23 protein-coding genes and 1 pseudogene are annotated in these 19,881 nt (G+C 70.0%); 16 read left to right on the top strand and 8 right to left on the bottom strand.

The window, feature by feature from the left end:
• The first annotated feature begins 7 nt into the window (after nt 1-7).
• The 14 genes from ACFWXQ_RS29040 (at nt 8) to ACFWXQ_RS28975 (ending at nt 14,059) form a co-directional block, all read left to right on the top strand.
• Nucleotides 8-475, top strand: a complete 468-nt coding sequence (locus tag ACFWXQ_RS29040; RefSeq protein WP_055615521.1) for a heat shock protein transcriptional repressor HspR — start codon at nt 8-10, stop codon at nt 473-475.
• Between the two features lie 209 nt (nt 476-684).
• The gene (locus tag ACFWXQ_RS29035) at nt 685-936 is read left to right on the top strand and encodes a hypothetical protein (RefSeq protein ID WP_383935407.1); all 252 of its coding nucleotides are present in this window, start codon (nt 685-687) and stop codon (nt 934-936) included.
• 116 nt (nt 937-1,052) lie between these two features.
• Nucleotides 1,053-2,171, top strand: a complete 1,119-nt coding sequence (gene lxmK, locus ACFWXQ_RS29030) for a class V lanthionine synthetase subunit LxmK (RefSeq protein ID WP_383935408.1) — start codon at nt 1,053-1,055, stop codon at nt 2,169-2,171.
• Nucleotides 2,168-3,193: a T3SS effector HopA1 family protein gene (locus ACFWXQ_RS29025; protein WP_383935409.1), complete on the top strand. Its 1,026-nt coding sequence runs from the start codon at nt 2,168-2,170 to the stop codon at nt 3,191-3,193. The genes lxmK and ACFWXQ_RS29025 overlap by 4 nt, the downstream gene beginning before the upstream one ends.
• 47 nt (nt 3,194-3,240) lie before the next feature.
• Complete coding sequence (locus tag ACFWXQ_RS29020) at nt 3,241-3,435, top strand: LxmA leader domain family RiPP (protein ID WP_383935411.1); 195 nt, start codon at nt 3,241-3,243, stop codon at nt 3,433-3,435.
• A gap of 72 nt (nt 3,436-3,507) precedes the next feature.
• The gene (locus ACFWXQ_RS29015) at nt 3,508-3,690 is read left to right on the top strand and encodes an LxmA leader domain family RiPP (RefSeq protein ID WP_383935413.1); all 183 of its coding nucleotides are present in this window, start codon (nt 3,508-3,510) and stop codon (nt 3,688-3,690) included.
• 136 nt (nt 3,691-3,826) lie between these two features.
• Nucleotides 3,827-4,840 carry a methyltransferase gene (locus ACFWXQ_RS29010; RefSeq protein WP_383935415.1) on the top strand — a complete coding sequence of 338 codons (1,014 nt, stop codon included), beginning with the start codon at nt 3,827-3,829 and terminating at the stop codon, nt 4,838-4,840.
• A complete protein-coding gene (locus ACFWXQ_RS29005) occupies nt 4,834-5,724 on the top strand; it encodes an ABC transporter ATP-binding protein (protein WP_383935417.1) in 891 nt (296 codons plus the stop codon). Before ACFWXQ_RS29010 ends, ACFWXQ_RS29005 begins: the two co-directional genes overlap by 7 nt.
• A complete protein-coding gene (locus ACFWXQ_RS29000) occupies nt 5,721-6,953 on the top strand; it encodes an ABC transporter permease (protein WP_383935419.1) in 1,233 nt (410 codons plus the stop codon). Before ACFWXQ_RS29005 ends, ACFWXQ_RS29000 begins: the two co-directional genes overlap by 4 nt.
• 27 nt (nt 6,954-6,980) lie before the next feature.
• Nucleotides 6,981-8,825 carry an ABC transporter ATP-binding protein gene (locus ACFWXQ_RS28995; protein ID WP_383935421.1) on the top strand — a complete coding sequence of 615 codons (1,845 nt, stop codon included), beginning with the start codon at nt 6,981-6,983 and terminating at the stop codon, nt 8,823-8,825.
• Between the two features lie 95 nt (nt 8,826-8,920).
• On the top strand, nt 8,921-9,862 hold the full coding sequence (locus tag ACFWXQ_RS28990; protein WP_383935423.1) for an LLM class flavin-dependent oxidoreductase: 942 nt from the start codon (nt 8,921-8,923) through the stop codon (nt 9,860-9,862).
• The gene (locus tag ACFWXQ_RS28985; protein ID WP_383935426.1) at nt 9,859-10,542 is read left to right on the top strand and encodes a flavoprotein; all 684 of its coding nucleotides are present in this window, start codon (nt 9,859-9,861) and stop codon (nt 10,540-10,542) included. The genes ACFWXQ_RS28990 and ACFWXQ_RS28985 overlap by 4 nt, the downstream gene beginning before the upstream one ends.
• The gene (locus ACFWXQ_RS28980; protein WP_383935428.1) at nt 10,539-11,426 is read left to right on the top strand and encodes a hypothetical protein; all 888 of its coding nucleotides are present in this window, start codon (nt 10,539-10,541) and stop codon (nt 11,424-11,426) included. The genes ACFWXQ_RS28985 and ACFWXQ_RS28980 overlap by 4 nt, the downstream gene beginning before the upstream one ends.
• Nucleotides 11,427-11,443: 17 nt before the next feature.
• Complete coding sequence (locus ACFWXQ_RS28975) at nt 11,444-14,059, top strand: M16 family metallopeptidase (protein ID WP_383935430.1); 2,616 nt, start codon at nt 11,444-11,446, stop codon at nt 14,057-14,059.
• Between the two features lie 144 nt (nt 14,060-14,203).
• Here the strand turns inward: ACFWXQ_RS28975 and ACFWXQ_RS28970 are convergent, their stop codons facing one another.
• The 7 genes and pseudogenes from ACFWXQ_RS28970 to ACFWXQ_RS28940 form a co-directional block, all read right to left on the bottom strand.
• Nucleotides 14,204-14,530, bottom strand: coding sequence for a transcriptional regulator (locus tag ACFWXQ_RS28970; protein ID WP_383935432.1), 327 nt, complete (start codon nt 14,528-14,530; stop codon nt 14,204-14,206).
• Complete coding sequence (locus ACFWXQ_RS28965) at nt 14,527-14,994, bottom strand: hypothetical protein (RefSeq protein WP_383935434.1); 468 nt, start codon at nt 14,992-14,994, stop codon at nt 14,527-14,529. The genes ACFWXQ_RS28970 and ACFWXQ_RS28965 overlap by 4 nt, the downstream gene beginning before the upstream one ends.
• A gap of 71 nt (nt 14,995-15,065) precedes the next feature.
• Complete coding sequence (locus ACFWXQ_RS28960; RefSeq protein WP_383935436.1) at nt 15,066-16,052, bottom strand: helix-turn-helix transcriptional regulator; 987 nt, start codon at nt 16,050-16,052, stop codon at nt 15,066-15,068.
• A gap of 180 nt (nt 16,053-16,232) precedes the next feature.
• Nucleotides 16,233-16,973: a class I SAM-dependent methyltransferase gene (locus ACFWXQ_RS28955; RefSeq protein ID WP_383935438.1), complete on the bottom strand. Its 741-nt coding sequence runs from the start codon at nt 16,971-16,973 to the stop codon at nt 16,233-16,235.
• Nucleotides 16,973-17,164, bottom strand: coding sequence for a DUF397 domain-containing protein (locus ACFWXQ_RS28950; RefSeq protein WP_360772574.1), 192 nt, complete (start codon nt 17,162-17,164; stop codon nt 16,973-16,975). Before ACFWXQ_RS28950 ends, ACFWXQ_RS28955 begins: the two co-directional genes overlap by 1 nt.
• A 9-nt stretch (nt 17,165-17,173) precedes the next feature.
• Entirely contained in the window at nt 17,174-17,839 is a 666-nt protein-coding gene (locus ACFWXQ_RS28945) for a DUF5753 domain-containing protein (protein WP_383935487.1), read from the bottom strand.
• 69 nt (nt 17,840-17,908) lie between these two features.
• Nucleotides 17,909-18,055: pseudogene (locus ACFWXQ_RS28940) on the bottom strand (helix-turn-helix domain-containing protein); the annotation flags it as partial.
• Nucleotides 18,056-18,306: 251 nt separating this feature from the next.
• Here ACFWXQ_RS28940 and ACFWXQ_RS28935 point away from each other — a divergent pair.
• Nucleotides 18,307-18,738: an ATP-binding protein gene (locus ACFWXQ_RS28935; protein WP_383935440.1), complete on the top strand. Its 432-nt coding sequence runs from the start codon at nt 18,307-18,309 to the stop codon at nt 18,736-18,738.
• A 130-nt stretch (nt 18,739-18,868) separates the two neighbouring features.
• On the top strand, nt 18,869-19,534 hold the full coding sequence (locus tag ACFWXQ_RS28930; protein ID WP_383935442.1) for a Uma2 family endonuclease: 666 nt from the start codon (nt 18,869-18,871) through the stop codon (nt 19,532-19,534).
• A 5-nt stretch (nt 19,535-19,539) separates the two neighbouring features.
• Here the strand turns inward: ACFWXQ_RS28930 and ACFWXQ_RS28925 are convergent, their stop codons facing one another.
• The gene (locus ACFWXQ_RS28925; RefSeq protein ID WP_055618386.1) at nt 19,540-19,794 is read right to left on the bottom strand and encodes a hypothetical protein; all 255 of its coding nucleotides are present in this window, start codon (nt 19,792-19,794) and stop codon (nt 19,540-19,542) included.
• Nucleotides 19,795-19,881 lie beyond the last annotated feature (87 nt).

Below are 19,881 nucleotides of genomic sequence, written 5' to 3'. Positions count from 1 at the left end.
GGACACCATGGACGCAACCGGACGCCGTCGACAGAGTTCTTATTCCGCATATGAGCTGACGGAAGAAACACCGGTGTACGTCATCTCGGTGGCCGCCCAGCTCTCCGGCCTGCACCCGCAGACCCTGCGCCAGTACGACCGCCTCGGCCTGGTCTCCCCCGACCGCACGGCCGGGCGCGGCCGCCGCTACTCGGCCCGTGACATCGAACTGCTGCGCACCGTCCAGCAGTTGTCGCAGGACGAGGGCATCAACCTCGCCGGCATCAAGCGCATCATCGAACTGGAGAACCAGGTCGCCGCGCTCCAGTCCCGCGTCGCGGAGATGGAAGCGGCCCTGGACGGCGCGGCGGCCGCGATGCAGCAGCGCGAGGCCGCCGTCCACGCCTCGTACCGCCGCGACCTGGTCCCGTACCAGGAGGTCCAGCAGACGAGCGCGCTGGTGGTGTGGCGCCCGAAGCGACAGCAGTCGGACTGACACCGCCCGACTGACGCCCGCACGCGCAGCCCGTAGAAGGGGCCCGGAGGTTCACCCGAACCTCCGGGCCCCTCCACGTTTTCCGGCTCCCACCGACCGGGCGGCTGCATCAAGCTGACCACCGCCTGCATGAAAATGACAGCGTTTTCTGTGGAGTGCGTGCCTGGACGCTGACAAAGTCTTGGGCAGAGGGAATTTTAGGGGGAGCAGTGAACAGGAATTTCCATTCAGTCGTTTCCAAGACCGGTGTCCGCGTTGTATTCGCAGCCGGAGCAGCGCTGTTGATCGCCGGTTCGCCGATGATGTCCGGAAGTGCCTTTGCGGAAGAGCGGAACACGCCTGGCGTCCATTCCGCCGCAGCTGTTGGTGAGCGTCCTTCCGACGCAGTCGCACATCTGCTCTCCGCGATCCAGGAGAACGTTCTTCCGCTGCTCCCCGTGCAGGTCAATGGCTGGCAGTAGAAATCCATTCATCGGCAGCGGGATGCCATTTGCCGGCAGCGACTCGCTATTTGATGCCAGTAGCTCTTTCGAGCCAGTGGTCTGTCGAGTCAACTCTCCGAATTCTGTGAGGGCTTGTGGGGAAGAGCAGTGCGGCGACGTTCAAGCCGCGAGATCTGGACGAGGTCCCGTCGGTGGACGCGCTCCTCGTCGAGCTGGGGACCGGGGCCTTCGTCAGGGACTCCCTGACGGCGCCGGTCGGCCGTAACGACTCCTGGGCCGGCGCCACCACCGGTGGGCGGAAGGTCTTCGTCAAGCACCTGATCGGGCCCGAAGCGGACGTCAGGGCCCGGATGCGCCGGTTGCTCTCCTTCGAACGCTTCGCCGAAGGGCTGCCGACGGCCGCGCTGCGCGGTCCGGCGTTCCTCGGCGGTGACGAGTCGGCGGGGCTGGTGGCGTACGACTATGTCGAAGGCGCGCGCAGCGGCGCGGAGTTGATGATCGACGAGAGCTTCGGCCCGGAACTCGCCGAGAACGTCGGCAGGGCGATCGGGCTGCTGCACGAGGCGCCGGTCCCCGACTTCGAGGAACTCGACCAGTCCCCGCCGCCGCATCCTCCGCTGAGCTTTCTGCAGGGGCTTCCGCTACCGGTGTTCGAGTCCCTGAGCTTCGCGGAACTGCAGGGGTGGCGGCTGATGCAGACCGACGAGGTGCTGGTCAAGGCCATCGGGGAGCTGCGGGCCCGGGAGCGGGAAGCACCCCGGGTGCCGTCCCACTGCGATGTGCGCGTCGACCAGTTCCTGGTCACGGGCGACGACTTCCTGGTGACGGACTGGGAGGAGTTCCGACTGGCGGACCCAGCCCGTGACGTCGGCGCGTTCGCCGGGGAGTGGTTGCACCGTTCGGTTCTCGACATCGTCACCACGCGGGGCGACTCGGTGTTCCTGGACGTTGAGTTGACACACGAGGCGGTGCTCAGCCGCGGCGTGCAGAAGATGCAGCGCCTGCTGCCGCTCGTGCGCGGCTTCTGGCACGGCTACCGGCAGGTGCGGCCGGGGATGGACGCCGCGCTTGCCACCCGGGCCACCGCCTACGCCGGCTGGCATCTGCTGGACCGTTTGATGGCCGGCGCGTCGAGGACGTCCAGGCTCTCCGGCATCGAGCGGGCAGCCGCCGGCATCGGCAGGGCGGCACTGGTCAGCCCAGAGAGGTTCGTGACCACGCTCGGATTCGAGGAACGTGAGGAAGCCGCATGAGTGAGGGTCTCGTCGAAGCCGCGCCCGGCCCACTGCCGCCAAGGCTGCGGGACGCCCTCGGCCGGGTGAGTGTCGCCCCCGACCGCTCCCGCGCGTGGGTCGACGACCGGGAGATCGAGGCGGACAGCCCACGGGAGATGCGCCGGCTGCTGGCCGAGGCGTTGTACGACATCCTGCACGCGGGCCAGTTCGTGGCGAAGGGGGCGCTGTCCTTCCGCCTGCGCGACGAGGCGTTCGAACGTGTCCTCGGCGCGGCGGTGCCGCACGAGCGGAGCACCGCCCGTGCGCGGGTGCATGTTCCTCCGGCCGAGAGCGGGGGCACGGCGGCGCGCGCCCTGGTCGAGTGGGACGGGGTGCGGGTGTGGGTGCCGGCAGAGAGCATCGGGGAAGACGGCCCGCTCACCGCGGGCCAGGTGGTGACACTCGACGTGCCCGCGCGTCGGCCCGCTCTGTCACCCGGGTTCTTCGTGGTGGACGGCTCGCTGCCGCGCAACCCGCACCGTGAACTTCTGCGCGTCTACGTCCACATAGCGCGCTGGGAGGACGCCGCTCCGGTCTGGGCGAGGACCCTCGGTCATCTTGAGGAGCGTGGGATCGCGTATCGCTCGAAGATCCTCTCGGCCAAGGCTCTGTATCCCCGGCGGGACGCCCTGGTGGTCTACCTGGGGCAGGAGTCGTGGCAGCGGGTGCCCGAGCTGGCCGAAGCACTGCGAGGGGTGCCCGGCATCGGGCGGGAGACCTCGGTCTTCGCCGAGCCGGTGGCCCGCGGTATCGCCGTGGCCCGGGAACCCGAGGACGACCGCCCCGGCATGTCCGGCCTGAGCTTCGGACAGCACCGGGCCACTGCCCTGGCCCGTGCCCTGCTCGACAGCGCGGCGGACGGAACGCCCGTGGAGCAGACGGTCGGAGCCCGGTTCGCCGAGGCGGGAATCGATCCCGCCGATCCGGCGCGGAACAGCGCCTCCCCTGAACTTCCGGCGGCGCCCGAGGGCTCGCCGGAATCAAACCTCGCGTCTGCCTGAGTCGACGGCACGGCACGGGAATCGAATATCGAGAAAAGGAGAAATCGATGGACAAGTCCATGGCCATTATGGAGCTCGTCTCGCATTACGACGCCTACGCGGATGTCGACGAGTTGAACATTTCGGCGGCGGCCGATGCTCCGGCGACGACTCCGGTCTGTGCGGCCAGTGTTGCCAGTTCCACCTGGTGTGCCGCGTCGGCGAGTGCGGTCAGTGGTGCCACGTACGAGCTGACCTGCTGATCGTCGGCTCTCAAGTCTGCCGGTGAGTGCCGGTGGTGCTCCGCGAGGAGCGCACGAAGAGAGGGAGATCTCATGGAGAAGACCACCGCGATCATGGAGCTGATGGCCGGTTATGAGGCCTACAGCGATGTCCGTGAGCTGAATGTGACGGCCGTCGCCGAGGCGCCCGCCACTTCGCCCGCCTGCATCGCCAGCGCCACCGCCAGCTTCGTCGCCAGCCAGTTCTCGGCCAGGACGATCAGCGGCGGCTGCTGATCGTGGCTCGCCGGTCGGCCGGCCGCGGACCATCCCCCGTACCCGCGGTCGGCCGCCCGGCGGTCTTCCCCTCTCCCCCTCTTCACCTTCCGCCCGATCAACCTCGTTCATCCGCACACCAGATGGGAACCGACCGATGGCGCACCAACCGGACCGCGGAGATCTGCTGGAGATGGCGGACCTCCTGACGCCCGCCGCGATCCGTGCCGCGGCCACCCTCCGCATAGCGGACCATCTCGGTGCCGGGGGCACCGATGTGGTGAAGCTGGCAGAACTCACCGGAACCCGCCCGGACCTGCTGGACCTGCTCCTGCGCCACCTCGTGGCGAGGGGAGTGCTGCGGCGGGACGACGGCGGCGTGTACGCCGTCACCGAGTCCGGTGAGCGGCTGCGCGCGGACCATCCGGCAAGCCTGCGAAGCCACTTGACGATGGACGGCCTCCACGGTCGGTCCCACCTGGCCCTCGTGAACATCCTGCACACGGTGCGCACGGGTGAGCCCGCGCATGCCACCGTCTTCGGGCGCGGCTACTGGGAGAGCGTCAACGAGGACCCCGCCTTCGTCGAGGCGCTGGAACAGGGCGACAGCGGCCCGCAACTCGGCTGGGGCGCCGAACTGATCCTCGAGAGTTACGACTGGACCCGGTCCGAACGAGTCGTTGACGTGGGAGGCCACACCGGCGCCATCCTCAGGGAGCTGCTGCGTCAACAACCCCACCTGCGCGGCACATTGGTCGACCTGCGGAACGTGGCCGACGTCGCCCGCCGCAGATTCGCCGCCGCCGGTCTCGGTGACCGGGCCGAGGTCATGGTGAGCAGCTTCTTCGATCCCTTGCCCGCGGGCGGTGACGTCTACCTGCTGTCCGCGATCCTCGCCGACTGGTCCGACGAGCGGGCCACGGCGATCCTGCGCCGCTGCGCCGAGGCCGCGGGTTCCTCGGGGAAGGTCCTGCTCGCCGAGGTGAACCTCCAGGTACCGCGGGAGGAGCCGGAGTCGGCGGCCCTGGAGCTGTGGCTGCGGGCCACGATGCCCGCCCCCGTGCGCACCGTCGACCAGTTGAAGACCCTGGCCGCGGCCGCGGGCCTGCGTGTGACGTGGGAGGGCCCGGCGACTCCCGTACGGTCGATTCTGGAGTTCTCGCCGTGCTGAGCTTCGACACCGTCAGCAAGAGCTTCGGTGACCGCCGTGTCCTGGACGGGCTGACGTTCGCCGTACGACCCGGCGAACTCTTCGGGTTCTGCGGGGCCAACGGCGCGGGCAAGACCACCGCGATGCGGATCGCCCTCGGCGTGGCCGAGGCGGACTCGGGCACGGTGAGCTGGAACGGCGCCGAGGTGAACGCGCACTCCCGCCGATGCTTCGGATACATGCCGGAGGAGCGAGGCCTCTACGCCAGGATGACGCCCCTCGACCAACTGGTCTACTTCGGGCGGCTGAGCGGCGTCCGGCCACGAGAGGCCCGGCGGCGTGCCGCGGAGTGGATCGAGCGCCTGGGTGTGGTGGCAGGCCCCAAGGACGCCCTGGAGAAGCTGTCCCTCGGCAACCAGCAGAAGGTCCAGCTGATCGCCGCGCTCATCCACGATCCGGCCGTCCTGGTTCTCGACGAGCCGTTCTCGGGGCTCGACCCGGTGGCGGTGGACGCGATGGCCGAGGTACTCCTCCAGCGTGCCCGTGAAGGAGCGCCGGTCGTCTTCTCCAGCCACCAACTGGAGCTGGTGGAGCGGCTGTGCGACCGAGTCGGGATCCTGCGCGGCGGCCGCCTGGTGGCCGAGGGAACCGTGAGCGAGCTGCGCCGCGACGCCGGTCCCGGGAGGCTGCGTCTGTCGGTGACGGACGTACCGCCGGCGTGGGCGCAGGGTCTCTCCGGGGCGCGGGTGCTGGCCGAGGAGGACGGCGTCACCACGCTGGAGCTGGACTCCGACCGGGCGGCACGGGAAGCCCTCGCCGTGGCACAGGCCGTGGGGCGAGTGGAGTACTTCGGCCGGCACGAGGCCGCGCTGGCCGACATCTTCCGCGAGGCGGTGGCCGCATGAGCAGGGACGCGCACACGCAGGGACGTACGGACCCGCGGGCCCTGCCGGAGCGCACCGGGGGCAGGCGCACGGACCTGGAGCTGATCAGGATCGTCGCCGCCCGCGAGGTCACCGGGCAACTGCGCAACAAGGCCTTCTGGGCGTCGGTGATCGTGACCGTCGCGATGATGTGCCTGTCGTTCTCGCTGACCGGCGTCATCAAGGGCGACGCCGAAGGTCCCCCGGCGGTGGGCGTCGTCGGGGAGCGGAGCACCGTCGCCGCGGCGCTCCGGCACCAGGCCACGGTCAAGGAGTACGCGAACGCGGCCGGTGCCCGGACGGCCGTACGGGACAAGACGCTCGATGCCGCGGTGCTGCCCGGCGGCGAGGTACTCGTGCTGCGGAACCTGCCGGACGACCTGGGACGCGTGATCCAGCAGGCCGAGCAGACGGCCCGCCATGTCGAGCGGTTGAACGCCCTCGGCGCGGCGCCGGGCGAGGCCGAGCGCGCGCTCGCGCCACCGCTGTTGCGCGTCAGCGCCCTCGACGCGGACGCGGCCGAGACCCAGGAGCGGACGATGACCGCGGGCATCGGTGTGTTCCTGCTGTTCGTCCTGATGCTGATCTCCGGTCTGGGTGTCGCCCAGGGAGTCGCGGAGGAGAAGTCCAGCCGCATAGTCGAGGTGCTGCTCGCGAAGGTCCGGGCCTGGCATCTGCTGGCGGGCAAGATCGTGGGCCTCGGTGCGGCCGCCCTGGTGCAGATCCTGCTGATGACGACCGCGACCCTGATCGCGGCGATCGGCTTCGGCGTGCTCAGGGCACCGCTGGGCGCCGTCGGTACCGCAGCCAACCTTCTGCTGTGGTTCGTCCCCGGCTACGCCCTGTTCGTGACCCTCTACGCGGTGGCCGGCGCGCTGGTCTCCCGCCAGGAGGACGTCAACCACGTCATCGGGCCGGTGAACATGCTCCAGATGCTGAGCCTGGCCGGTCCGGCCCTGGCGGTGCGCGGCGGTCCGGACGACTCGCTGCTGACGATCGTGTCGATGGTGCCGGGACTGTCGTGGGCCGCGATGCCGATGCGGATGGCGGTCACCCAGGTGCCGTGGTGGCAGGTGGCCGTGGCGTTCGCGCTGATGCTCCTGGCGATCGCCGTCCTGGTCCGCGTCGGCGGCCGTGTCTACCGCGGGGGCCTGCTCAGGTACGGCGGAATCGTCAAGGTCAGGGAGGCCCTGCACGGTGCGGCGCACTGACGGCGGGGCCAGGAGGGGGAGTTGGGCATGAGGAAAGCGAAAGACGTACAGGACGCCGACATGGCCATGGACGCCGAGGGACCGCCGCCGTTGCGAGTCCTGCGGGAACTGGCCCACGGCAAAAGCGTCCAGGTCGTCGTCATCGGCCTGCTGGCGCTGGTCTCCACCGGGGCGACGCTGGCGCTGCCGATGGTGGTGGGCAGGCTGCTCGCCGTCATCCAGCGTGGCGAGAGTCCCACCCTGTGGGTGCTGGCGATGGTCGGAGCCGGCTTCGGTTCGGCCGCCGCCGGGGCGCTGGCCGCATATCTGCTGGGCCGGATGGGCCAGCAGTTGATCCGCGAGCTGCGCGTCCGCACCATGAGGCACTCCCTCGACCTGCGGCTGGGCGACGCACAGAGCGAGGGCCCCGGCAATCTCGTGGCCCGGCTGACCGCCGACGCGGCCATGGTCAAGAACCTCATCGACATCGGCCCGATCCAGTTGCCGATGGCCGGAGTCACGGTGCTGGGCACGCTGGTGATCATGGGGCTGCTCGACTGGGTCCTGCTGCTCATCACGGTGGCGGCCTTCCTCGTCGCCGTGGGGCTCATCACCCTGGTCGTCAAGGGCCTGCGCCGTAAGTACACGGCCGTCCAGGGAGAGGTCGCGGAACTGGCCCAAGGCTTCGTCGCCGCGCTCGACTCACTGACCATCATCAAGGCCTACCGGGCCGAGAAGATCGTCGGCGACCGGCTGGCGGACCGTGCCTCGAAGGTGGCCCAACTGTCGACCGGGGCGGCCCTCATGGAGTCCCTGATGGTTCCGATCATCAACCTCGGCCAGCAGATCGCGCTGGTCAGTGTGGTGATCGGCGGCGGCAGCCGGATGCTCGACGGCCACCTCACCCTGGCCGACTTCGTCGCCTTCCTGCTGTATCTGCTCCAGCTCACCGCTCCCCTGATCATGGCGGCGTCGGGCGTGAGCGGCCTGCAGATGGGCCTGGTCGCCAGCAAGCGGTTCGACGAGTTGTTCGCGCTGCCGACGGAGACGTCGGCCCGTGCCGCCCTGCCGGTCTCCGGGCACACGGGGCCGGACCACGGGGCGGACCTCAAGGCCGACCGTGCCTCCGTGGCCGTACGTTTCGAGAACGTCGTCTGCGGATACGGCGACCGCCCGGTGCTGCGGGAGGCCGCACTGACTGTCCCCGCGCGCGGTCTGACCGCGATGGTCGGACTCTCGGGATCGGGCAAGACGACGACACTGGGCCTGATCGAGGGCTTCATGGAGCCGGACTCCGGCCGGATCGAGGTGCTGGGGCGCGCCCTGTCCCACTGGCCGCTGGCCGAGTTGCGCTCCCGGATCGCGTACGTGGACCAGTCCTGCACCCTGCTGCAGGACACCGTCCGGGAGAACCTGCTGCTGGGGCGCGAGGACGCACCGTCCGACCCCGTGCTGCTGGCCGCCCTCGACCGGGTCGGCCTGGCGGAGGAGATCCGACAGCTGCCGCAGGGCCTGGACACGGTCCTGGGCGGTGCGGTCAACCTGTCCGGCGGGCAGCGTCAGCGTCTGGCGCTGGCCCGGGCGGTGCTGGCCGACGCCCGGCTGGTGCTCCTCGACGAGCCGTCCTCGCACCTGGACTCCGTCAACGAACAGAAACTGCGGGACGTGGTGGACGACATGGCTGCCGACCGTGCCGTCCTGGTCGTCGCCCACCGCATCTCCACCGTTCAGCACGCCGACCACGTGATAGTGCTCGACGCCGGCCGGGTGGTGGATCAGGGCACCCACCTCGGGCTCCTCGACCGCTGCCCCGACTACGCCGACCTGGTGAGCGGGCAGGTACTCAGCACCTCGTCCCGCGAGCCGGCCCGGCCCGTCGGGAGCCGAGCATGACACCGGCCGGAAACCGCCCCACGACACCGGCCGGGAGCCGCCCCGTGAATGACCGATCCACGCGCCACCGATCCATGACCAGGTACTCCGTTCTCATGCCGTTCGCCCCGCCACGGCCCGAGCAGATCCTGCCGTATGCCGCACTCACGCAGTGGAGTGGAGCGCACCGGCTGTGGCAGGGCCAGGCCATGCTCAATCAGCCGCACCAGGCCTTCACCTATGCCGCCGCCGCGGGCTTCCGGGTCCCGGTCGGACTCGGCGTGACGCTCATGCCGTTCACCCACCCCTACGAGGCCGCGCTCCAGGCCCAGTCGGTGGCGGTGGCGACCGGGCATACCGTGGTGGCGGGCTTCGGACCGGGCGCGGCGGTGCTGCAGCGCAGCATGTGCGGTGCCCCCTACCGCAGCCCTCTGACCGCGTCGCGCGAGTACCTCACGGCCGTACGCGGCCTGCTCGACGGCGAGTTGGTCGAGCAGGACGGCGAGTACTTCACCTGCCACGGCAAACTGCTTCCGGTGCCACGGCCCTCCATCGAGGTGGGACTCGGGGTGCTGCGGCCGGGGATGGCCCGGCTGGCGGGCGAGGTGGCCGACACGGCCATCACCTGGCTCACACCGGCCGCCTATCTGCGCGACACCATCGTTCCGGCCCTGCGTGAGGGCGCCGAGGCCGCGGGGCGTCCTGTCCCGCGGCTGGTGTCCATCGTCCCCGTCGCCCTGGCCGGCCCGGACCGTGACCCGGCCACCCTGGCGCTGGCGAGCAACATCGGTCATCTCCGGCTGCCGCACTACGTCGACATGCTGCGCCGCTCGGGCATCGACACCGACAGCTCCGACCCGGCCGCGGGTGCCGCCGCACTCGTGGAGGGGCGGGCCTTCCTGTACGGGGAGCCGAAGATCCTCGCCGAGGAGTTCGCGGCGTTCCAGGAGGCGGGGGTCGACGAGATCGTGCTGAACGTGACCGGGGTGAACGGTACGTACGGCGGCCAGGTCGCGTTGCGCGAGCTGGAGACGATCCTCGCGGAGGTGACGTCGTGACGGACTCCCGCCTCCCGGGGACCAGGGCGCCGGATGCCCAGGTGCCCGATCTGAACGTCGAGCGGCTGCTCGTGGTGACCGCCGGTTCCGCCTTCGCGACCGGGATGCCGTACTGGATCGACTGGCTGCGGCTGTCCTATCCGGAGCTGGCCGTCAAGATGGTGCTCACCCGCAGCGCCCAGCGCTTCGTCACGCGCCAGGCGCTGGCCGGGCGCCTGCACCGGGGTGGCGAGGTGCTGCTCGACGAGTGGCCCGAGCACGAGGGAACGGCCCGGCACGTCGAGCTGGCCGAGTGGGCCCAGGCGGTCGTGGTCTATCCCGCGACGTTCCACTTCGTCGCCCGGCTGGCGCTGGGTCTGGCCGACTCGCCCGCGTTGCTCGCCTGCCACTGCACCCGGGCCCCTGTGGCGGTGGCCCCCGCCCTGCCACCGGGCGGACTGGAAAGCGCGGCCTTCCAGACGCACTGGGCCACGCTGGCAGCCCGTCCCAACATCGTTCTCGCCCCGCCGCACCCCGGCGTCAGCCTGACCACCGGTCGCGCCGACGCATGGGTGCCACCCCTGTTGCCGGAGGTCATCGACATGCTGGAACGGCGCCGTGCCGAGTTGGAGGCCGACCCTCCGCACAGGGAACCACCCACCGTCCCGGCCGAGTTCGCCGCAGACCTGGCTCGCCCGTGAGCGGGCGTGAGGCTGCTCCGGAGATGACGGCGTACGGCACCGATCTGCTGCATACCTCGGTTCGCGCCGTATCCGGCGGCCATGAATGGACGAGGACCACCGGCCCGTTGGCGCCCGCGCCCTTTCAGCCCGTCACCGGTGCCGGTCCCACCCACCGGCCGGTGGCGGCCGGCCGGGACGGGGCCGCCCGTCTGGCGTTCGGCCGGGCCGAGGGCCAGGGCCGGGTCTACACGGTCGCGGGCGGGGAATCGGTGGCGAACCGGCTGCTGTCCGGCGGCCCACTGCCGCAGTTGCGGGAGCCCCTGCGAGGGCTCGGTCTCGCGCTGCGTCAGCTGCACGCGGAAGGTCCGCCGTCCGCCGGGGAGGGGTTGGGTCCGCCCCGGGGCCTGGTCCGGCTCGACACCTGGCTGACGGGACGTGCGCCGGTCGCCCGCGCCGCGTACGTGGGTGCCGAACTGCAGCACCGCCTGGGGGCCGAGCGCTGGTTCCGTGTCACCACCTGGTGCCGGCGGGTCGCCGAGGACACCGACGTGACTCTGGTGCACGGCGCGCCGGGGCTCGGTTCGCTGGTTGCCGGGGGCGACGGCCCTGCCGCCCTGCTGACGGGTGAGGACCTCGCCGCGGCTCCCTGGTACTTCGACCTGGGCTGGGTGCTGGGCGAACTGGTCGAGCTGAAATGGCAGCTGGGCGGCGACCAGCAGGGCTGGCAGCTGCTCCTGGAGGCGCTCTTCGAGGGGTACGGGCGGGCCGTCGGCACGCAGTGGAACCGCGCGGCGGCGCTGCGCATTCTGCTGCACGTCCACGACATCGCCGCGTACGTCGGCTGGCACACGGCAGGGTTCGACCACTACGCGACGTTCCTGATGTTCCTGATCGATCTGTGAAGCGGGAGATGCACGTCATGAGCACCGACAATCCGCACCCCGGGCTGCACGGATTCACCCTGCCGAACGGGCTGCGTGTGGTGCTGGACAGCCGGTTCCCGCAGCCGCGCGTGGCGGTCGCCGTGCACTACGGCACCGGGTTCCGGTCCGAACCGCCGGGCCGCGAGGGGTTCGCGCACCTCTTCGAGCATCTGATGTTCCGCGGCAGCGTGAGCCTTCCCGACGGGCGCTTCTACGACCATGTGCACCGCTTCGGCAGCCGGGCCAACGGGACCACGCACCAGGACTACACCGACTACTACCAGGTGGTGCCGGCCCAGGCGCTGGAGCGGGCCCTGTTCGCCGAGGCGGACCGGATGCGGGCCCCGCTGTTCACGGAGGCCGCGCTGGCAGAGCAACTGCGCGGGGTGGAGTCGGAGATCCACCAGGCGGTGCACGGCAGACCGTACGGCGGTTTTCCCTGGCCCCTGATGCCGACGGTGCTCTTCGAGACCTTCGCCAACGCGCACGACGGGTACGGCGAGGCCGACCGGCTGCGCACCGTCACGGTGGCGGACTGCGAGGAGTTCTTCGAGGCTCATTACGCGCCCGGCAACGCGGTGCTGACCGTCGTCGGAGCGGCCGACCCCGAGGGCACGCGCGCGTTGGTGGAACGGCATTTCGGCGGCATACCGTCCCGTCCCGTCACGCCCGCTCCCGAACTCACCGAACCCTGCCCCCGCGAGGAACGCTGGGTGGAGTGCGCCGAACCGGGGATCACGGCGACGGCGCTGGCGACCGGGCACCGGCTGCCCGACCCGCGGGCGGACGTGCGGGGCTACCTGGCGCACGCCGTACTGGCCAGACTCACCAGCGAGCAGGGTCCACCCGCGGCGGGACTGCCCGCGCTCAGTACGAGCTGCGGCTTCTTCGGCCCGCTGGACGCGAGGGACCCCGACGCCCTGGTGGTCACGGCGTTGCTGCCGACGGACACCGAACCGAAGGAAGTGGTGGTCGCGGTCGCCCGGCGGTGGGCCGAGTGGGCGGACAGTCCTCCGGTTGAGGCGGTCCGGCGGACCGTACGGCTGATGCGGAGTGAGCACCACCGGCGCCACGGCGACCTGGAGACCCGGTGCCGTGCCCTGGGCCGACTGGAGATCCTCTTCGGCAGGGCCGACCTCCTCGACCGCGTACCGGACCTCCTCGCGGCCGTGGGCCCCGACGAAGTCGCCCACGCCGCCGGCACGTTGGCCCAGGTTCCGGCGACAGTACTGGTGATGCGCCCGGGCACCGCCCGTACCCGTCCTCGCCTCCCGTTCCTGTCCGAGGGCCGGCCGTCGGCCCCGGCAGTCACCGGTCCGGCGACGGCGCCGAGCGGCGGTGTTCCTGTTGCCCGGACGCGGCCGGCGCCCCGTCCGATCCCGCCGTACGGACCGCCCTTCACGTCGGGCCCGGCGCCTTTCCACGAAACGGCGCTGCGCAATGGCCTGCGCGTCGTCGCACTCGCCGATCGGCGAGCCCCGTCCCTGGAGGCGAGGCTGCGGCTGCCTCTGAGGCCGTTCGGCGGGCGGGAGCCCGACGAGGCCGAAGCCGTGCTGCGTCGCAGCCTGGCCCACACCCGGGCGGTGGACCGTGCGATGGCGATGGGCGGCGCCATGGAGGCATCCGTGGACGGACAGTGGCTGGACGTCACGGGGTACCTGCCGTCGGAGGAACTGCCGGCCTGGCTTGCCCTGCTGGACGAACTCGTCTTCCCGCACGGGGCGTTCACCGGGCACCGGGCCGGACGCCGGACCGTCCGCCCGACGGCACAGCGCCTCATGGACGACGCGGTACGCCGTCACTGGTCGGCGACGGACACCGGTGGCCCCGGGCCTCGCGAGAGCCGGACGACGGCCTGGGACCCGCGGGGCGGCACCCTCGTGCTGCTCGGAGACATCGATCCGGAACGTGCCGCCGTGGCAGCGGAGACGGCGCTCTCCGGATGGGCGCCCGTCGGCCCACCTCACGGGGAGCGCGACGACCGGCGGAACGCGGGCGGCCGCCTGCTGGTGCTGTGCTCCGAGACGGAGCCCGAACTGCATCTGACCCTCTGTGCACCGGAGCCGGCGACGTCGGGGGAGCCGGCCGGGACGGCCGAGGCGGCCCGCTATCTGGCCACGGCCGTTTTCGGCGGCTACTTCGGCTCCCGGTTGGCCGCACGCCTGCGCAAAGTGACGGCCGAGGGCTACGAGGCGTACTCCGGACGGGACGTCGTGCTGGACGCCCGCAGGGTGTTCGTACGGGCACGGGTGGCACCGCACCTCGCCGAGGAGACGCTCACCGGCATCCGAGAGGAACTGCGTCGGGCGGGCGAGGAGCCGTTCGGCAGCGTGGAGGTGGAGGCCGCCCGTGAGTTCTGCGCGGCGCAGGCACTCGGCGCCTTCGACTCGCCGGCCACCCAGGCCGACCTGCTCCGCCAGCTGACCGCCGCGGGGTGGGATGCCGCCCGGCTGCCGCGTCTTCCGCGACTGCTCCGTGAGGTACCCGCCCACGAAGTGGCCCGGGCCGGCCGTGAACTCTTCGCTTCCGTCCCGATGGACACCGTGCTGCTCGGCGCCATCACCCCGGACCGGGCCGCTGAGCTCGCCGCGGCTTCGGCACGACCTGCGTGATGCGCTGTTGAGCAGGCATGTCACGTCCCGAGCGCTTCACCGTACGGCCCCGGCGTACCGCCGAGGATTACGCGGGGCCGTACGGCCGAATCAGGTTACGACACCGGGGAGTTCGACTTGCGGCGTCGCCGGCCCGAGGGGTGGCTACGGCTTCGCGGGGTCGGGCAGAGGTCTCGCGGGGTCGGCCAGTGCGGCGATGCGGCGGAGCTCCGTCAGATGTCCGGCCAGAGCCTTGCGGCCCGCGTCGGTGAGAGCGAGCCAGGTGTGGGTGCGGGAGTTCACGGGTGCCTTCTTGACGGTCGCATAGCCGGCCGTCTGCAGCACCTTCATCTGCTTGCTCAGGACGGAGTCGCTCACCCCGAGGGCGTCGCGGACCACGGAGAACTCCATGGACTCCACCGCCGCGAGCATGGCGCAGATCTGTAGCCGGTGTGCGGGATGGATCACCTCGTCGAGGCCGGTCGTGGTCATGCCCGGCGGCGGAGGTCGCGGCGCAGGGCCTCGTCGTTGCGCCTGCTGACGTAGACGGTGAGGGCCAGCGCCAGGAGACCGGCCACCGACATGGCACCCGGCAGGTCCGCGGCCAGCTTCAGGACCAGCCCGAGTCCGCCGAGGGCGATGAGTGCGATCAGGTACAGACCGTTGAGCTGACGGGTGCCCGGGCCGGCCAGTGAGCGGTTGACGGAGACGCCCCTGGAGCGGGCGACGCCCACGGTGAGCGCGGTCGGGACGAGGATTCCGCCGACGATGACGCCCGAGGGCACCATGCTTCCGCCGACGTCGATCGAGGCGAAGACGAGGCCCACGCCGAGGCCGAGACCGGCGTGGTACCACCAGGGGGCGGCGGCCAGGTCCGCGATGGAGGCACGGGCCGTGTCCACGCTGTCGAGAGCCGCGCGAGCACGGGCAGGATCTTCGGGAACGATGTTTTCCATGTTGGAAAGTCTACCTCGACTTTCCAACATGGCAAGTAGTCGCTCCCTCTCGGACCAGCGCCCCCGCCTCTTCAGATCCACCCCCGTTCACGGGCGAGAAGCACCGCCTGAGGGCGGCTGGCGGCATCGAGGATCTGCAGGATGCTGGCGACGTAGCGGCGGTAGGTGCGTACCGAGACGCCCAGGTCCCGCGCTCCGATCTCGTCCTTGGTGCCGCGGCACATGGCCTCCAGGACCCTCTGCTCCACGTCGGGCAGCCGGTCCTCCCCGGTGTCGCCGTAGAAGGACGCCAACTCCTTGGCGCCCGACCAGATCTGCTCGAAGAGGGCCACCATGTTGGAGACCAGGCCTGTCTCGTGTGCGACCAGCGCCCCGCGTGAACTGTCGGACGGATCCACCGGCGTCAGCGCCGTGTGGCGGTCGTAGATGAGAATGCGCGCGGGGATCTCGTCCACCACGCGTATCTCCGCACCCAGCGAGGCCAGTTCACGCAGGTATCCGAACGTGACCGCATCCTCCACCGCCTCGCTCAGGACGATATTCCTGATCCGTACGCCCCTCTTGATGCATCGCAGGTCCAGAGGCCGGGCATGCTGGATGTTCTCGTGGGTCAACGCCGCGTACGGCTCGGCGGACAGGATCTCCTCGCGGGCGAAGAAGGCGAGGGAATCGATTCTGCCGCGGATCGTGTCGAGGTTCTCGATCTTCTCCACGACCGGTGCCGCGGTTGGTGCGAGTTCCTGTTCGGCGCGGAGCGACGCGACCAGATGCCGCGCCTGGGTCACCGCCCGCATCTCCTCGTGCAGTTGCTTCAGTCGCATGTCGGTCAGGCTGTCCACGACCAGTTCGGGTGTCCCGGGCAGGTACCCGCCCTCCGCTCCCTCCAGCACGACGGCGAGGGAGGTGAGCCGTTCCAGAGCCTTCTCGACCTCGTGGAACGGGGCGTCCAGCAGTAGATGCACGTTGTCCGCCGTCGTTTCCGGGTTTCTCAGAAAGTGTCGGTAGAGCCGCTCTTCCAGTTCTGAAAGCCCAAGTACGGACACTGCGCCAGCAGTCATTCAGCACCCCCGTGCCTCACTTCTCGGCAGCCCTGTGCTCTTTGGCCGTCCTTGGTCAGAGGACGGTGGCCGCCACAATGGACCTTGTGATCCTATGGAATGGATCGTGCAAAGGGAATGCAATACTCCACCGGAGGCGGACCGGACCGGGGTCGGTCGGGCTTCATGAGCGGCAGGGCCTCAGGTGTGGCCGGCTCCCGGCCGTAGCGCGACGAAGACGAACTCGCGGCCCGGACGGTCGGGGGCGTCGCGCACGTCCTCCACGACGTACCCCTGCGCGGCCAAGTCGGCCTCGATCTCGTCCCGTTCGCGGAAACGGAGGGTCGATTCCGAGGTGAGTACCTCTCCGTCCGCGGCGAACACAAAGGTGTGGCGGAACGTGACCAACTGCCCTTCGACCTCGACCAGGTCGTCCCAGCCCTCGATCGCGCCGACACCCGGGAGCTCCGTAACCCCGTACGAGGCCTCGCGGTTCCACTTCTCCCAGGCGCGCCGGGCCGGATCCCGCGTCTCGAAGACGAAACGCCCACCGGGCCGCAGGGCTTCGTAAGCACCCCGCAGGGTCTTCCGCCACATCTCCGGATCGGCCAACTCCTGGGCGGCGTTCGCCGTCATGGTCGCGAGGTCGACCTGGAGCGGCGGGAGGGTGGTGCCGTCCCCTTGGACCCAGCGGATCCGCTCGCTGCCCGGCTTTGCCCGGGCCACGTCGAGAGACGCCTGCGCCGGGTCGACACCGACGACCTCGATCCCGCGATCGGCGAGCAGCAGCGCGAACACACCTGTCCCGCAGCCGATGTCGAGGACCTGCCGCGCCCCGAACTCCTCCGCGATGCGCACGTACGCGTCGAGGTCGCTCCGATCAGGATCGAGCGGGTCGTAGAGAGCGGCGAGCCGCGGATGCCTGAAGGCTTCGCCCGCCATCAGGAGTTGTGAGTACGGGTACGGAGGTGGTGCAGAAGTCCCGCGAGCCCCTGGGGGGCGGTGGCGAGGATGACACCGGGGGTGTCGCTCTCGCGGAGGCGGAGGGTTCCGTCGGGGGCGGTGGCTATGTAGAGGCAGTTCTGGTCGGGGGCTCCGCTGAACGAAGACTTCTGCCAGTGCAGTTCGGACATCAGGGCCTCCTAGAGGGTGTAGAGCAGGTGCTGGATGAGGGACAGCGAGTTCTTCACCGAGTGTGCATCGGGGGCCAACGATACGTCGACAGGGCCGAGGGCGTTCTCGGCGAGCCGGTCGAACAACGTGCCGTACTGATCGAGTTGTGCCGGCTCGCGCAGGTAGTCGGTGGCCGTCGCGCGGTCGAGGACCACGGTGCCCAGCCGTGGGGTGTGGGGGATGACATGGACGAAGTTCCCGCTGAGGGCCGCGTACGCCTGTGCGCTGAACGGATAGACCTGGATCGTCACGTTCGGCAGTCGGGCCAGCTCGATGAGCCGTACCAGCTGCTCGCGTACGACTTGGGCGCTGCCGAACCGCATGTGCAGAGCGGCTTCGTGGATCACGGCATGGACGGAAGGCGGGTTCTTGCCGGTGAGGATGTGCTGCCGTTCCATACGGAACTTCAGGGCCTCGTTGATGTTCTCGAAGCCCAGCTCGGGGCTGTTGAAGATGGCCCGCGCGTAGTCGGCGGTCTGGAAGAGCCCCGGAACGAACAGCGACTCGTGTACCCGCAGTGATGCGGCCTGGGCCTCCAGTTCAGCGAGGTTGAGTGCACCAGACCCCAGATGCTTCTTGTGCGCGCTCCACCATCCCTTGCCGGTTGCCTCGGACAAGGACACCAGCGCGTCCATGTAGGGCTTGTCTGTGCACCCGCATGTGTGGCACAGCTCCAGGAGCCGCTCAGTCAGGATCGATGTCCGACCCAGCTCGATATGACTGAGCTGCGCTCGGCTCATGCCGATGCGTTGAGCGGCTTCAGCTGCGTTTAACCCCGCCTGTTCGCGCAGTTGTTTGAGTTCGAAGCCCAGACGATGCTGGCGTTCACTGATGGTGGTGCGTAGTCCCACGGTCACTCCTTGGAGGCTCCCTCGGAGTCTGCACTGTGCGGGGAGGACGGTCCAACGGGTTCGGTGGATAGGTTGAGATGTCTATCCCTGGCCGGATACGGGGAGTGTAGATTCAGTCACGCACTGAAACCGTTCAACTCCCCCTGCCCACAAGCCGACAGAGCACCCGCCCCTCCATCCAGGAGCGCTCGGGCAAAGCCATCGCCGGGCGCGGGCCCTGTCACCCCCCACCCCGACTGGAGCCGCCACGCATGCACCCCGCCCGCCGCGCCGCCCACCGCCCCGCGCAACTCGCCTACGAATACAGCCTGTTCGCCCCGGCGGACGCGACCGCGCCCCGCGTCTGCTGGGACTTCGTGCGGGCCGTCCTGTTCACGCACGACCGCGAAACCCTCGTCATGCCCGCCGCCCTGTGCACCTCGGAGCTCGTCACGAACGTCCATCTGCACACCAAGGGCGCCGCCATGCTCCGGGTCCGACTGAATCCGGCCCGTCTCCATGTGAGCGTCTTCGACGAGAGCCCCGACTCACCGGTCGTGACGCACCCGGCGGCGGGGGTCGCCGCCTGCTGGGGGCGAGGGCTTGCCCTGGTCGAGGAGGTGGCGGACACATGGGGCGTCGCCGTCGAGAGGGCGGGGCGGTATGCGAAGGGTGTGTGGTTCGAGCTGAGGCCGGCGAGGTGAGTCGTTTCTGCTTCATCTGTTCGAGTGAACAGCGAACGTTTCCGCAGGTGAGCCCATGTGGCTGCCTATCGTGATGGCGTTGCTTGTGCCACAAGCACGCCCGGCCCACACTTGAGGAGGTGACGCCACGATGACCGCTCTTGCACACGAGAGGCCCGAGACCATGACCGAGATCAGGACCGAGCCTCACTGCCTGCCCGAGAACGGGCCCGGCCTCGACGAGGTCCTGTGGCAGGCATGGAAAGCCATGGAACTTCCCGAGGGCTACCACGCTGAGATCATTGAGGGAGCCATCGAGGTGTCGCCCACCGCTCGCCGGTCGCACGGCCTGATCACCAACCGCGTGCGAAGGGCGCTGGACAAGTTCCTGGACGGAGGCGAGTACGCCTGCCATCAGGACGTGAACGTGATCCACAGCTGCAAGGCATGGATCCCGGACGCCTTTGTCGCCCCGGAGGACACGGAGCCGTGCGGCGACGAGGACGACATGGGAGTCAGGGCCGACTCCGTCCAGCTCATCGTCGAAGTCGTCTCACCCGGCAAGCGCAACCAGGACCGTGACCGCGTCCGCAAACGCCGCGAGTACGCCCGTGCGGGTATCCCGGTGTACGTGATCATCGATGACTACGACGGTGAGGGCGCCGTCACCCTCTTCACCGGACCCCGCCCCGACAGGGCCGACTGGGAGGACATCCACCGGGTCCCCTACGGCACCGAGGTCACCATCCCCGAAGGCCCCGCCAAGGGGTTCGTCGTCACGGAGGCGATCACAGGGCCGGCGCGGGCCGAGAAGTAGAGCGCCTAGCGGCCCAGCGTCTGCCAGACCGTAAGCGCCAGTGCCAGGCACGATGTGGCCGCCGCCAGGGACGGCAGGGGCCAGCGGGTGCGTTCCAGGGCCTCGATGCGGGTCTCGTGTTCGTCGAGGGTCTTGTCGGTCTGGTCGGCGCGCTGGAGGAGAAGGGCGAGGTCGCCGCGGGTGGTCGCGAAACCGACGTCGACCGAGCGACGCAGCCGCTCCAGCTCCAGCACGACCTCCTCCGTCTCAGTCGCCGTCATCGCACACCTCCCGGCGATCGTCCGCATCGGCATCGGCATCGGTATCGGTCATCGTGCTGCTCCTCGTTCTTTTCGGTGTTGGCTGCG

The sequence above is a fragment of the Streptomyces sp. NPDC058697 genome, from assembly GCF_042715345.1.
Classification (GTDB): domain Bacteria; phylum Actinomycetota; class Actinomycetes; order Streptomycetales; family Streptomycetaceae; genus Streptomyces; species Streptomyces liliifuscus.
The sequence above is the reverse complement of the archived record's forward strand: the minus strand, read 5'-3'. Positions and strand labels throughout refer to the sequence as shown.

Bases quoted from the DNA above. Each gene is read 5' to 3' on its own strand.
- ACFWXQ_RS29025 (WP_383935409.1), top strand. From the start codon at position 2,168: ATGAGTGAGGGTCTCGTCGAAGCCGCGCCCGGCCCACTGCCGCCAAGG.
- ACFWXQ_RS28960 (WP_383935436.1), bottom strand. From the start codon at position 16,052: ATGACTGCTGGCGCAGTGTCCGTACTTGGGCTTTCAGAACTGGAAGAG.
- ACFWXQ_RS28925 (WP_055618386.1), bottom strand. From the start codon at position 19,794: ATGACGGCGACTGAGACGGAGGAGGTCGTGCTGGAGCTGGAGCGGCTG.
- ACFWXQ_RS29015 (WP_383935413.1), top strand. From the start codon at position 3,508: ATGGAGAAGACCACCGCGATCATGGAGCTGATGGCCGGTTATGAGGCC.
- ACFWXQ_RS28975 (WP_383935430.1), top strand. From the start codon at position 11,444: ATGAGCACCGACAATCCGCACCCCGGGCTGCACGGATTCACCCTGCCG.
- ACFWXQ_RS28965 (WP_383935434.1), bottom strand. From the start codon at position 14,994: ATGGAAAACATCGTTCCCGAAGATCCTGCCCGTGCTCGCGCGGCTCTC.
- ACFWXQ_RS29040 (WP_055615521.1), top strand. From the start codon at position 8: ATGGACGCAACCGGACGCCGTCGACAGAGTTCTTATTCCGCATATGAG.
- ACFWXQ_RS28930 (WP_383935442.1), top strand. From the start codon at position 18,869: ATGACCGCTCTTGCACACGAGAGGCCCGAGACCATGACCGAGATCAGG.
- ACFWXQ_RS28950 (WP_360772574.1), bottom strand. From the start codon at position 17,164: ATGTCCGAACTGCACTGGCAGAAGTCTTCGTTCAGCGGAGCCCCCGAC.
- ACFWXQ_RS28935 (WP_383935440.1), top strand. From the start codon at position 18,307: ATGCACCCCGCCCGCCGCGCCGCCCACCGCCCCGCGCAACTCGCCTAC.
- ACFWXQ_RS28970 (WP_383935432.1), bottom strand. From the start codon at position 14,530: ATGACCACGACCGGCCTCGACGAGGTGATCCATCCCGCACACCGGCTA.
- ACFWXQ_RS29000 (WP_383935419.1), top strand. From the start codon at position 5,721: ATGAGCAGGGACGCGCACACGCAGGGACGTACGGACCCGCGGGCCCTG.
- ACFWXQ_RS28990 (WP_383935423.1), top strand. From the start codon at position 8,921: ATGCCGTTCGCCCCGCCACGGCCCGAGCAGATCCTGCCGTATGCCGCA.
- ACFWXQ_RS28945 (WP_383935487.1), bottom strand. From the start codon at position 17,839: ATGGACGCGCTGGTGTCCTTGTCCGAGGCAACCGGCAAGGGATGGTGG.
- ACFWXQ_RS28955 (WP_383935438.1), bottom strand. From the start codon at position 16,973: ATGGCGGGCGAAGCCTTCAGGCATCCGCGGCTCGCCGCTCTCTACGAC.
- ACFWXQ_RS28995 (WP_383935421.1), top strand. From the start codon at position 6,981: ATGAGGAAAGCGAAAGACGTACAGGACGCCGACATGGCCATGGACGCC.
- ACFWXQ_RS29020 (WP_383935411.1), top strand. From the start codon at position 3,241: ATGGACAAGTCCATGGCCATTATGGAGCTCGTCTCGCATTACGACGCC.
- ACFWXQ_RS29010 (WP_383935415.1), top strand. From the start codon at position 3,827: ATGGCGCACCAACCGGACCGCGGAGATCTGCTGGAGATGGCGGACCTC.